At 66.6% G+C, this 12,626-nt stretch carries 13 protein-coding genes; 5 read left to right on the forward strand and 8 right to left on the reverse strand.

The features are described 5' to 3' along the window. Positions 1–94: 94 nt before the first annotated feature. From OK351_RS06510 to OK351_RS06545, 8 genes are all read right to left on the reverse strand, one after another. Positions 95–1,762, reverse strand: coding sequence for a DUF885 domain-containing protein (locus tag OK351_RS06510; protein ID WP_265157042.1), 1,668 nt, complete (start codon positions 1,760–1,762; stop codon positions 95–97). A 125-nt stretch (positions 1,763–1,887) separates the two neighbouring features. Then, the gene (locus tag OK351_RS06515; protein WP_265157044.1) at positions 1,888–2,334 is read right to left on the reverse strand and encodes a hypothetical protein; all 447 of its coding nucleotides are present in this window, start codon (positions 2,332–2,334) and stop codon (positions 1,888–1,890) included. Positions 2,335–2,439: 105 nt separating this feature from the next. Beyond that, on the reverse strand, positions 2,440–2,907 hold the full coding sequence (locus tag OK351_RS06520; protein WP_265157046.1) for a hypothetical protein: 468 nt from the start codon (positions 2,905–2,907) through the stop codon (positions 2,440–2,442). A 145-nt stretch (positions 2,908–3,052) separates the two neighbouring features. Then, on the reverse strand, positions 3,053–3,508 hold the full coding sequence (locus tag OK351_RS06525) for a hypothetical protein (protein WP_265157048.1): 456 nt from the start codon (positions 3,506–3,508) through the stop codon (positions 3,053–3,055). Between the two features lie 67 nt (positions 3,509–3,575). Continuing rightward, complete coding sequence (locus OK351_RS06530; protein WP_265157050.1) at positions 3,576–4,343, reverse strand: class I SAM-dependent methyltransferase; 768 nt, start codon at positions 4,341–4,343, stop codon at positions 3,576–3,578. A 64-nt stretch (positions 4,344–4,407) separates the two neighbouring features. Then, complete coding sequence (locus OK351_RS06535; protein ID WP_265157052.1) at positions 4,408–5,538, reverse strand: hypothetical protein; 1,131 nt, start codon at positions 5,536–5,538, stop codon at positions 4,408–4,410. 147 nt (positions 5,539–5,685) lie between these two features. Further along, a complete protein-coding gene (locus tag OK351_RS06540; protein WP_265157054.1) occupies positions 5,686–5,904 on the reverse strand; it encodes an acyl-CoA carboxylase subunit epsilon in 219 nt (72 codons plus the stop codon). A 76-nt stretch (positions 5,905–5,980) separates the two neighbouring features. Beyond that, a complete protein-coding gene (locus OK351_RS06545) occupies positions 5,981–7,591 on the reverse strand; it encodes an acyl-CoA carboxylase subunit beta (protein WP_265157056.1) in 1,611 nt (536 codons plus the stop codon). 224 nt (positions 7,592–7,815) lie between these two features. Here OK351_RS06545 and OK351_RS06550 point away from each other — a divergent pair, with 224 nt between their 5' ends. The 5 genes from OK351_RS06550 (at position 7,816) to OK351_RS06570 (ending at position 12,540) form a co-directional block, all read left to right on the forward strand. Continuing rightward, positions 7,816–8,673 carry an SDR family oxidoreductase gene (locus tag OK351_RS06550; RefSeq protein WP_265157058.1) on the forward strand — a complete coding sequence of 286 codons (858 nt, stop codon included), beginning with the start codon at positions 7,816–7,818 and terminating at the stop codon, positions 8,671–8,673. 102 nt (positions 8,674–8,775) lie between these two features. After that, on the forward strand, positions 8,776–9,642 hold the full coding sequence (locus OK351_RS06555) for a biotin--[acetyl-CoA-carboxylase] ligase (RefSeq protein WP_265157060.1): 867 nt from the start codon (positions 8,776–8,778) through the stop codon (positions 9,640–9,642). 140 nt (positions 9,643–9,782) lie between these two features. Further along, positions 9,783–10,334, forward strand: a complete 552-nt coding sequence (locus tag OK351_RS06560; RefSeq protein WP_265157062.1) for a hypothetical protein — start codon at positions 9,783–9,785, stop codon at positions 10,332–10,334. Further along, the gene (locus tag OK351_RS06565; RefSeq protein ID WP_265157064.1) at positions 10,331–11,545 is read left to right on the forward strand and encodes an adenylate/guanylate cyclase domain-containing protein; all 1,215 of its coding nucleotides are present in this window, start codon (positions 10,331–10,333) and stop codon (positions 11,543–11,545) included. Before OK351_RS06560 ends, OK351_RS06565 begins: the two co-directional genes overlap by 4 nt. Next, a complete protein-coding gene (locus OK351_RS06570; protein ID WP_265157066.1) occupies positions 11,545–12,540 on the forward strand; it encodes a PP2C family protein-serine/threonine phosphatase in 996 nt (331 codons plus the stop codon). The genes OK351_RS06565 and OK351_RS06570 overlap by 1 nt, the downstream gene beginning before the upstream one ends. Positions 12,541–12,626 lie beyond the last annotated feature (86 nt).

Consider the following 12,626-nt stretch of genomic DNA (forward strand, 5'->3'; position numbering starts at 1 on the left):
GGGGCCCTGGGCTCCGGAAGCGGGTACGAGGTGAAAATGAACCTGGGATGGGGCTGTGCGCGAAGCTCCATCCCAGGTGCACGGGTGGTGGGGATCAGCCCAGCAGCGCACGCTTGAGCGTATCGAGCCCCACCGAGCCGATCTTCAACGCCCGGGTGTGGAAGGCCTTCACGTCGAATTCCGAACCCTCGCGCGCGGCCAGCTCGTCGCGGATCTGTTCCCAGAGCCGCTGGCCGACCTTGTAGCTCGGCGCCTGTCCCGGCCAGCCAAGGTACCGCGTGAATTCGAATTCCAACTGGCCTGGCGAGTCGTCGAAGTTGGCCTTGAGGAACTCGAAACCCTTCTCGCTGGTCCAGGTCCCCTCACCCCAGGCCTCGGGAACCTCCAGTTCCAGGTGCACTCCGATGTCGAAGACCACCCGGGCCGCGCGCATCCGCTGCGCCCCGAGCATACCCATGTAGTCACCCGGATCGTCGAGATAGCCCAGCTGCTGCATCAGCCGCTCGGCGTACAGCGCCCAGCCTTCGCCGTGTCCGGAGACCCAGCACAGGTTGCGACGCCATTGGTTCAGGGTGTCGGCCTGCAGCTGCGCGGTGCCGATCTGCAGGTGGTGCCCCGGCACGCCCTCATGGTAGACGGTGGTCAGCTCCGACCAGGTGGAGAATTCCTCCTCGCCTGGCGGGATCGACCACCACATGCGACCGGGGCGTGCGAAGTCCTCGGAAGGGCCGGTGTAGTAGATGCCTCCGTCCTGGGTCGGGGCGATCATGCATTCGATCCGGTTCATCGGCGCGGGGATCTCGAAGTGGACTCCGGCCAGTTCGTTCATCGCCGCGTCGGCCTTGTCCTGCATCCATTCGCGCAACGCGTCGGTGCCGTGCAACTTGCGTGCCGGGTCGGAGTTCAGGATCTGCTTGGCCTGTTCGATGCTGGCCCCGGGGCTGATCAACTCGGCCACCCGTTGCTGTTCGGCGATGATGCGGTCCAGCTCGGCCACGCCCCAGGCGTAGGTCTCATCCAGGTCCACCTCGGCACCCAGGAAGTTGCGTGAGGCCAGGGCGTAGAATTCGCGTCCGACCGCATCCTTGGCCGGTGCCTGCGGCAGCAGCTCCTCACGCAGCACGCCGGCCAGCTTGCGGTAGGCACCCTTGGCGGCGGCGGCCCCGTCGAAGAGCGTGGTTGCCAAATCGGGGGCAATTTTCTCACCCGCCGCGGCCAGCTCGTTGAAGAATCCGCCGTCCTTGGCATAGCCGGTGACCTGTTCGATCACGGTTTCCACCTGGCGGCGTGCGGCGACGAGCCCCTTGCTGGCCGAGTCGCGCAGTGAGGCGATATACCCGTCCAGGGCCGCCGGCACATTGGCCAGACGTGCGGCGATATGCCCGAAGTCCTCGGGGGTGTCCTGCGGCATCAGGTCGAAGATCGCCCGGATCTCCTGGGCGGGACTGGCGATGTTGTTCAGCTCGGTGCGGCCGGTGGCGATGACTTCCAGATCCAATCCCAGGCGTTCGCGCATGGCATCCAGGGTGACCGCATCCACCTCATCCGCCGGGTCCAGCTTCGCCAACTTATCCAGTGTCTCGCGGGTGGCTGCGGCGTAGGCCGCGGTACCGGCCGGGGAGTAGTCCCCGTAGCGGCTTTCGTACCCGGCTAGCCCCATTTCGGTGCCGATTTCCGGGAAGAGCTCCAGCACCTTCTCGAAGTACTCGTTGGCGGCGGCATCGATGGCGGATGCGGTACGAGGGGATGTGTTGCTAGTCATGCCCCAAGCCTAGTTGATGTGAAATAAATATTGAATAGTTTTCGGTCAATTTATCCAACCAACCGGTGCCGCAACGCTCCGAGTCTGGACGCTGGGGAGGCGCGGGCCTGCCGCATAAAGTCCGGTTAACCCTTGATCAGGATGTTCGGATGGATCTGCTCCCAACCGTCCGCGACCAGATAGCGGACATCGGCATTATCGGCCACCAATGTGTAGGAGTCCGCGGCACCTACCAGCGGTATACCGGTGCCGTGCATGATCTCGTCGCTGAATCCCAGCCCGCCACAGGCACCGATGAACTGCTCGGGATCGGTCTGGGCTACCGCATAGAGACAGGCCGACTGGGATTCCTGCGCCGATGCAAGATAGTACGCGATTCCGTCATGGGTCACCGCCAAACGGGTGCTTCCCGGATCCAATTCCATATACTCGGGAGTCGGGACGGACTGGGGCAACCGGTCTTCGGAAGTCTGCTCGCGCTCGAGCAAGTCGATCCTGGAGCTGGTACCGGCGCTGGTGCTGCAGGAGGACAGGGTCAATATCGCGGTTGCAACCAGTGCGAGAACTGCCAAGGCTATGCGATGTATGAGGGGAACCTCCGGTTCACTCTTGTGCCGAGCGTACCCCGAGATATCCGGTAAATCACCTCTCAGCCGGCAAATCCCTGGCTCCGGGGTTTAGTGCTTCCTCCGGTCCCTGACCAGGATATTCGGATGGATCTGCTCCCATCCGTCGTTGATCAGCTGCTGGTTGTCCGAATCATCGGTCACCATCGTGAATGCTCCCGTGGAGCCGACCGGAGGCGTACCGGTGATGGTCACTATTTCCCCTCGTTGCCCAAGCCCGCCGCATCCGCCGACGAACTGATCGGGATCCCGCTCGGCCACCGCATAGATGCAGCCCAGTTGTGAATTGCGGTCCTTGGCGAGGTAGTACTCGATCCCGTCGTGGGTGATCGCCAGGCGCGCGCTGGCAGGATCCAGCTCCGTCTCCTGATCTTCCGGAACGGGGATGGAATCCGGCAGCCTGTCCTCGGCGACCTGTTCGCGTTCGAACAGGTCGATCGCGGTATAACTGCCGCAGGCACCAAGGGCCAGCAGCGTGGCCGCACCCAGCGCGGGGACCACCATGAATTTGCGACGCACGATGACAACCTCCGGTTCACTCTTGCCCCGAGCGTACCCGCACGCGAGCGGAAAATCACTTGTCAGCCAAGATATTCCTGCATCTCCTAGGCGCCCGATTCGCAGCTGCGGGTGCCCCGGCCCCGGTAGCGGCGCAGGTCGCGGGCTAGCCCATCATCCGGTCGCTGATCAGGATATTCGGGTGGATCTGGACCCATCCCGGTTCCTCCAGGTCCGTGGGGTCGGTACCGTCTGGCACCAGCGCGAAGGATCGCACGTTACCGTAGCCGGGAGTGAACGAGGCCTTGGCCACCGTGACGTCGGAGCCGAACCGGCCGCAGGTGCCCAGGAACCGATCGGGCCCATCCTGGGGCACGGCGTAAACACACCCCAGCAGCGGATCGGTGGATCTGGCAATGAAGTACTGGACCCGCTCGTGGGCGACCGCCAGCCGCACGCTGCCCGGATCGAGGTCACCGAGGTCGTCGATGCTCTCCGGAAGCCGGTCTGCGGCCACCTGCTCGCGCTCGAACAAGCCAATGTCGGTGCCGCTGCTGCAACCGGACAGGGCCAGCAACGAGGCCAGGCCCACGGCCGGGACAAGCGGGAATCTGAAACGCATGGTGATGACCTCCTGCTTGACCCTACCACCGAACGGGACCGGCAGGATCTGGGAAAGCACCTGTCAGCTAGGGGTTCGGGATCCCGTCGAGATGCCCGACACGCAGGTGCAGGGGCATCAGCACCGAGCGGACCCGCTGCGGGTCCTCCCATAGCTGGCCGAGCTCGCTCGCGAAACCCTCCAGCAGGTGGCCCTGCCCCGCGGCGGCCGCGGCGCGCACCGCCGACCAGGTCGAGAGATACCCGAGGAACTGTGGCAGGTCCAGCTGGAGTTCGATATCCACCGGTTCCATCTCCACCTCGTCAAAGGGGAAATGCAGGCTCCGGTAGGCCTGCTGGACGTGGCGGATTTCCGCAGGCCAGTAGCCGCCGACCTCATCACGGGCAAAACGCAGGAACCGCGGATTCAGTCCGGACGGCAGGATCGGCTCGCCATAGGTGAGCAACGCGATGATTGCCCCCGGGACCGCTATCCGCCGGGCCTCGGTGTAGAACCGTGGCAGGTCGAACCAATGCGCCGCCTGGGCCACCGTCACCAGGTCGGCACAGGCATCGGAAACCGGCAAGTCCTCGGCCGGTGCGACAAGGTATCGCGCCCGCTCATGGGCCACCGCATGGGCGATCTGGTCCCGGCTCGGATCGACGCCGATGACCTCGTCGAAATGTTCGGCCAACATGGTGGTCAGCTGCCCGTTGCCGCACCCCACGTCCACCGCAACGGAGCGACCCGGGGCCAATGAGACCAGCTGGCCAACCAGGCGTTCGGGGTACCGCGGGCGGTACCTGGCATAGTCGTCGCCACCGGAGCGGAACCAATTGGGGGTGGGGTCACTCATATCTCCTCGTTCCATGTGTGGTGGCGACCGCCGGTGTGCCACCGGCGGGTCCGAAGGCCAATGGCTAGATCTGCAGGATCCCGTCCCGTGCCTGGTCGGGATCGGGAAGCGAACAGGTGTCCAGGTCCTCCATCAGATGGATATCGGCGTAGGGATTGAAACGGATCCTGCCGGCGGTGTCGAACACCTGGATGGTCCGGCGCATCCGGCCACGCAGGTAATGGGGATGCGTGAAGGTGATCTCGATCCGGCTCAGCGGCCAGTCTCCGGTCACCTGCACGGCGGCGTGCCCCAGGCCCCGGGCCAGGGGCTGCGGGCCGTCGGTTCCGCCGTGCCAGTAGGCCTCGAGATGGGCGAACTGGCCGGCCATGGCGGCGATCGCCTGCTCGCGCTGCTCATTGGTCAGGGCGACCAGGTCCCACCCGGTGCCCGGCACCCCGGTCAGGTCGATCCGTTCGGGGTCCCGCTCCGATGCGTCCGGGTACTGCTCCTCGAGGGCCTCGAACTCATCGGCGCCCACGGCCTGCCCCCATCCTTCGGGGACCAGATCGCGGAAACGCAGCCGGCCGCCCGGCGTGTGCACCGGTGGCAGCAGCACCTTCGTGCACCGGTACTCGTAGCCGGCGCCGCCCGCACCATCGGGGTGGGTGATCGGGGGAGAGGGGTTCAGCCACAGTTCGGTGCCCTGGCCGGTCTGCCGCACCAGATCCACATGCCGGTCGAACTCGATGCGCAGCGGCGGGTGCCCCGGTTGGTGCCGTTGCAGGGTCTCTGGGTGTGCATGGGATTCGGGCAGCGGGCCACCGGTGTAGTTGTCGTCGGTGGGCTGGTGCAGGGAAGTGCCGGTCCACAGGCCCTGGGCATCGACCCCGAGGAACGTGACGTGTTCGGCGTGGATGTAACCGGTGCTGCCGTCGATGCCGATGCGCACGGCGGCCAGTTGCGGCGGGCTGCCCAGCGCCGGGTATCGTTCATCCCCGCCCTCGTCGTGGGAGGTGTAGCACACCCATAAGGCGTCTGCCGCAGGGTGGATGCGTACCTCGGGGCTGTGGATCCCGGTGGGCAGATCGGGCCAGGTGATGAACCGGTCCGAAACCCCGGGACGGCGCACCATGGCCACCGGGCGTTCGGCATCGACGAAGAACGTTGTCAGGCCGATGGCCACACGTGGCAGCGGTTTCATCAGGTCGCTCATGTGCCGAGCCTAGCAACCGGGCCCGGGTTCCGCCTTCGCCAGACGGATTAAGCCGACGTCGGCACAATTCAGATTCCGGGCGGTCCTCCCCTCAGGAAAACACCGCACCCCGGGAACGGGGTGCGGTGTTTTCCTGATGCGTGGGGACTAGCGTCGTCCGATGATCCACGGCAGGCGCGGGGCACTGAGCGCCCGGCGCTTGCGGATGCGTTCGACCCGCTGTACCGGGACCGCCGAACCGGTGTCGGCGGACCGGGTGCCGGCCATGGAAGTGAGCAGGGCGGTGACCGCCGCCAGCTCCTCGGGCGTGGGGTTGCCACGGGTGACGGTCAGCGTCACCGCGGGGTTCTGCTGTTCGTTATCCAAACTCTGCTCCTCGTGAAGATGGCCGGCGATTCTGTACACCCGGGCGCCGCACATGGTGGCCCCGGGTGATGGTGTCCTACAGCGGGATGTTGCCGTGCTTCTTCGGAGGCAGGGTGGCGTGCTTCTGGCGCAGTGCGCGCAGCCCGCGCACCACCTGCAACCGGGTGTCGCTCGGGGCGATCACCGCGTCGATATAGCCCAGTTCCGCCGCCTGGTACGGGTTGAGCAGTTCGGCCTCGTAGCCGTCGATGATTTCCTTGCGGCGCTCCTCCACATCCCCGCCGTTGGCTTCCACCGCGGCCAGATCGCGGCGGTAGAGGATGTTGACCGCGCCCTGGGCACCCATGACGCCGATCTGTGCGGTGGGCCAGGCCAGATTCAGGTCCGCGCCCAGCTTCTTGGAGCCCATCACGATGTATGCGCCGCCGTAGGCCTTGCGGGTGATCACGGTCAGCTTCGGCACGGTGGCCTCGGCGTAGGCGTAGAGCAGCTTGGCACCGCGGCGGATGATGCCCTGGAACTCCTGGTCCTTGCCGGGCAGGAAGCCGGGCACATCCACCAGGGTCAGGATCGGGATGTTGAAGGCATCGCAGTTGCGCACGAAGCGCGCGGCCTTCTCGCTGGCGGCGATATCCAGGGTGCCGGCGAATTGCATCGGCTGGTTCGCCACGATCCCCACGGTATGCCCCTCCACCCGGGCGTAGCCGATGAGCACGTTCGGGGCGTAGAGCGCCTGCATCTCGAAGAAGTGCCCGTCATCGACCACGGACTCGATCACGGTGCGCATGTCATAGGGCTGGTTGGCCGAATCCGGGATCAGCGTGTCCAGTTCCGCATCCAGCTCGGTGGGTTCCAGGTCCTCAAGGAAGTCGGCCACCGGGGCGTCGGTGAGGTTCGAGGAGGGCAGGAAATCCAGCAGTTCCCTGCAGAACTCGATGGCATCCTCCTCATCGTCGGCCAGGTAGGTGGCGGTGCCGGTGGTGGCGTTGTGCTGGCGCGCACCACCCAGGGTTTCCATATCCACGTCCTCGCCGGTGACGGTCTTGATCACGTCGGGGCCGGTGATGAACATGTGGCTGGTCTTGTCCACCATGATCACGTAGTCGGTCAGTGCCGGGGAGTACGCCGCTCCGCCGGCACAGGGCCCCATGATCAGCGAAATCTGCGGGACCACACCCGAGGCGTGCACGTTGTTGCGGAAGATATCGGCGAACATCGCCAACGAGGCCACACCCTCCTGGATGCGCGCCCCACCGCCGTCGTTGATGCCGATGACCGGGCAACCGTTGCGCACGGCGAATTCCTGGACCTTGACGATCTTCTCGCCGTTGACCTGGCTCAGCGAGCCGCCGTAGACGGAGAAGTCCTGGGAGTAGACGGCCACCAGGCGACCGTCCACGGTGCCGTAGCCGCTGACCACCCCGTCACCCAGGGGCTTCTTCTTCTCCATGCCGAAGGCGGTCGAGCGGTGCACGGCCAGCGCATCGAACTCGATGAAGGAGTCCTCGTCCAGCAGCATGTCGATGCGTTCACGGGCCGTATGCTTGCCGCGGGCATGCTGCTTTTCGACGGCCTCCGGGCCGGAGGGCAGCTGTGCCAGGGCCTCGCGGCGACGGAACTCGGCAAGTTTGCCGGCAGTGGTGGACAGATCAATCGCTGCTTCCGCCTCGGTGCGCCCCTGCGTCATGCCTTGAACTCCCTTAGTTTGTGAAAACTCGTGGCCGGATCCGTTGATCCGGGTCATTGTGTAGGAATGGCACAAGAAAAATGCCACCTAGGTCAGTGTATCCGGGAATTTCCCGGGTTCCTTTGTAGGAAGCCTACAAAAGGTGTCCATTGCGGACGCGGACTGCACCAGAATAAGTTACCGTTCAGTAGCAAGCTGTGGCGAATTGCCGTAATCTGGATCACATGACTGACATACTGCGCTCCACCATCGATCCCCGCCCCGAGGTCCTGGCCGGCAAGACCATCGTGATGAGCGGGGGCAGCCGCGGCATCGGGCTGGCCATCGCCCTCAAGGCCGCCGCGGCCGGCGCCAATATCGTGCTGCTATCCAAGACCGACACCCCGCACCCCAGCCTGGAAGGCACCATCCACACCGCGGTGGAACAGATCAACCAGGCCGGCGGCCGGGGCCTGGCGGTTGTGGGCGATGTGCGTAACGACGAGGATGTGGACCGGCTGGTTTCCGCGGCCATCGAGCGCTTCGGCGGCATCGACATCGTCATCAACAACGCCAGTGCCATCAACCTGGCCAAGACCGAGGCCGTGGACATGAAACGCTACGACCTGATGATGGATATCAACGTGCGCGGCACCTTCGCACTCTGCCGGGCCGCCCTGCCGCACCTGCGCCACTCCGGGCACGGCCACATCCTGACCCTCTCCCCGCCGTTGAACCTGGAACCGCGCTGGGCCGGGGCGCACCTGGCCTACACCATGAGCAAGTACGGGATGAGCATGACCACCCTGGGGCTGGCCGAGGAACTGAAGGACACGGGAATCGGGGTCAATTCGCTATGGCCGGCCACGCTGATCGACACCGCCGCGATCCGCAACCTGCCCGGCGGATCGCGGATGATCGCCGGGGCGCGGGACGCGGCCATCGTGGCCGATGCGGCCGCGGCGATCCTGGCCAGTGATCCTGCCGGCTGCAGCGGCAACTTCTTCACCGACGAGCAGGTGCTCACCCGGGCCGGGGAGAAGGACCTGGACAAGTACGCCCTGGATCCGGCCCACGAACTGGTACCGGACATCTTCCTGTAGGGCGACGCGCCGGTGGCACCCGCCGGCAGGTTCTTGCTACATCACGTAGAAAACATGTCGTGCTACCGCGTCGCGAGCCCGAGGTGGCCTAGGCTGGAAGCCATGAACGCAACACCTGCCGCCCCGCGTGCCGCCCTGGATCCGAGAGTGCTGGCCGCCACCACCGATGCGCTGGGCATCGACCCGGTGCGTGTGCTGCATTCCACCGCTTCGACAAACGAGGACCTCGTGCACCAGGTGGCCAGCGGCAGCGCCGCCCATCTGAGCGTGCTGACCTGTGAACACCAGACCGGGGGCAAGGGCCGGCTGGGGCGTGGCTGGCAGGTCCCCGAAGGCGCGGCGCTGACCGTGAGCATCGCGGTGAATCCTGACCCGGCCCTGCCGGTTCCGGCGCTGTCCTGGTACACCATGCTCGCCGCACTGGCCTGGTGCCGGGCCATAGGGAACCACACGGCGCTGAGCGGGCGTATCAAGTGGCCCAATGACGTGCTGATCGGCTCGCACAAGGTCTGCGGGATCCTGGCCCAGTTGGCCACCGGTCCCAGGGGAGCAGCCGTGGTGGTGGGCACGGGGCTGAATGTGGACCAGGATCGGACGGAACTGCCGGTGGCCACCGCCACCTCGCTGCGCCTGGCCGGCGGAATGCCGGTGGACCGCAGCGAACTGCTCGCCGGCTATGTGGCGGCCTTCCACCGGCTTGATGCCTCCTTCCGGGCCGTATCCGGCGATGCCTCGGCCCCGCTGGCCGGGGCCGGGGGGAGCAGCCTGCGCGACCTGGTGTCCGGGAAACTGGCTACCCTGGGCCAGCTGGTCCGCATCGACTACCCGGACGGAAGCAGCCTCGAGGCCCGGGCACTGGACCTGGCGGCCGACGGGGCACTGGAAGTACGCGACGACACCGGCACCATCCACCGGGTGCTGGCCGGGGATGTGCACCATGTGCGGCGCAGTGACGGGCACTACGCCTAGGAGCCGCCCGGCGTGGCGCCGGAGACGGGGCGCCGGGTACTTCCGGGCGTAGCCGCTACGGGGTGTGGCCAGTGTCGGGACTAGTATGGGATACGGACCAGGTCCGCGAACAGGGAAAGGAAGGGGCCGGCACGGCAACCATGAAGCTACCGTTACATGAGAACGAGCGTGTGGTGATCAAGACCCGCGCACACGCCCGGGTGCTGCGCCAACCGTTGATCATGCTGTTGCTCCTGACCGGTGGCTGCGCCTTCGCGCTGGGATTCCTCTCCCGCGAAACCCTGCCCGACTGGCTTGAATCGAACACCGGGGTGCTGTCCTGGATGTGCCTGCTGCTCTGGTTCCTGCTGCTGATGATCTGGTGCGCCGCCCCGCTGTGGCGCTGGGCCCGCGGTTGGATCGTGCTGACCACCGAGCGCATCCTTTTCCGTTCCGCCGTCGCCCACGGGGACCTGCAGGCCATCGGCTTGTATTCGGTGCGCGACCTGGTGGCCCACACCCGAAAGAAAGGGGCACCGCAACTGCCCGGCACCTTGGATGTGCTGCTGCACAACGGCTTCGTGCGGATCTCGCACGTTCCGGCAGTGGCCTACTTCCGTGAACTGGCCATAGACGTGATGCGCGATGCCGGGGCCAACCGTCCACTGGTCAATCGCGATGGACACCCGAGCGGTGAGGGGAACAACCGATGAGCTTCGATCACACATCCCCGACCCGCCCGGACAAGGCCCCGCAGGCCGCCAGCGAGGCCGCGCTGGAGGCGCGGACCCATGCGCTGCCCAAGATCCGTGCCGCCCTGGACCCGATCCAGGAGCTGGCCCAGGCCATGGAGAACCCGTTGCAGGTCCCCTCGGAGACCCCGGACAACGTGAAGGAATCCGTCGCCAAGCTCGAACGCCGGCTGATCGGCGGCAAACGCGAGTACCGGCGCCGCGAGGTCGCCGCCGAGGCCGGCATCTCCCTGCTGTCGGCACGCAAGCTCTGGCGTGCCATGGGGTTCCCGGAACTGGGGGATGACGAGGTCTTCTTCACCGGCCGCGACGAGGAGGCGTTGCGCACCATGGTGGGGCTGGTCCGCGAGGGCAAGCTCACCGAGGAGACCGCCATCTCCTTGATGCGATCGGTAGGCCAGATGACCGACCGGATGGTGGTCTGGCAGGTGGAGGCCCTGATCGAGGACATGGTCACCAACCAGTCGATGAGCGACCGCCAGGCCCGGCGCGAACTGATCAACATCCTGCCGCAGATCATCGAACCCATCGAGGAGCTGCTGCTCTACTCGTGGCGCCGCCAGATGAACTCGGCCATCCACCGGCTGTCGCTGCGCGCCGAAACCGGGATCGCGGCCTACAACCAACACACCGGGGAAGTGGATGACGATACCCCGCTGCCGCTGGCCCGAGCCGTCGGGTTCGCCGATCTGGTCTCCTACACCTCGCTCTCACGGCGCATGAACGAACGTACCCTGGCCCAGCTGGTGCAGCGTTTCGAGGCGAAAAGCGCCGAGATCATCTCCATCGGCGGGGGCCGGCTGGTCAAGACCATCGGCGACGAGGTGCTCTACGTGGCCGAAACCCCGCAGGCCGGGGCGCAGATCGCGCTCTCGCTCTGCCGGGAACTGGGTGCCGATGAACTGCTGCCCGAGACCCGCGGTGCGGTGGTCTGGGGCCGGCTGCTCTCGCGGCTGGGGGATATCTACGGTCCGACGGTGAACCTGGCCGCCCGGCTGACCTCGCTGGCCGAGCCGGGTACGGTGCTCACCGACGCGAACACCGCCAACACCCTGCGCAATGACCAGCGGTTCATCCTCACCGCCCAGGAAATCACCTCGGTGCGCGGGTTCGGCGACATCCAGCCCTACGAACTATCCGACGGAGAAGGCGGAAGGCTGGTGCTTGACTGATGCCGGACGAGACCAATCAAACCCCCAATGGCCAGGACACCGCGCAGGCCGGCTTCCAGCTGGCGGCCGCGGGTACCACCGATGTGGGGTTGCGGCGCACCGAAAACCAGGACGCCATCCTGATCACCCCCACCGTGTTCGCGGTGGCCGACGGGATGGGCGGGCACGAGGCGGGCGAACTGGCCAGCGCCCTGGCCGTGGAGACCATGGAGGAACTGACCTTCCGTACCGACCGCACCCCGGCCAAACCGCTACCCACCCAGGAGCAGGTGCGCAAGCAGATCCAGCTGGCCGATGACCGGATCCGCGAGGCGCTGGACGCCCGCGGCGGCACCACGCTCTGCGCCCTGTTGCAGGTGCGCGGGACCGAGGCCGCCAGGGATACCGTCACCGCACCGATCTCGGTTCCACCCTGGACCGCGGGATTCCGCCGCGAGCAGACCCGCACCGATGTGCTGCCGCAGGTCACCGCGCAGATGATCGGCAACCACCGGGCGCAGGCCGGAACCGCGACCGGCTCCCGCCCGCAGCCGAGCCTGCTGCTGGTCAACGTCGGGGACTCCCGCGGCTACCGGATGCGCGACGGGGTGCTGCAGCAACTGACCCGCGACCACTCGGCGGTCCAGGAAATGGTCGACGCCGGGCAGATCACCGAACTCGAAGCCCGCAACCATCCGCACCGCAACCTGATCACCCGGGCGCTGGGCGCCGGGGCGGACAGCCAGCCGGACACCATGATGCTCAAGGCCCGGCCGGGGGACCGCTACCTGCTGTGCAGCGACGGGCTCAGCGGTGAGCTGACCGGCGAACACCTGCAGGCGCTGCTGGCCGCCTACAAGGACCCGCAGGCCGCGGCGGCCGCGCTGACCCAGGCGGCGCTGGAAGCCGGGGGCCGGGATAATATCGCGGTGATCGTGATCGATGTGCAACCCCTGGACACCGGCCTGGCGCAGGGCGCCACCGCGGACCTGGCCCTGGATCCGCGAACCGGCTAGGCACCGGGCCCCGGTCCCGTCGCGGGCCGCCGCACACGGGTAACCCCGATACCGGCGCCGTCATAGGTGAACTGGGCGCCGTGCTG

Origin of the sequence: Glutamicibacter sp. MNS18 (genome assembly GCF_026107515.2) — a bacterium.
In the GTDB taxonomy this organism is placed as follows: domain Bacteria; phylum Actinomycetota; class Actinomycetes; order Actinomycetales; family Micrococcaceae; genus Glutamicibacter.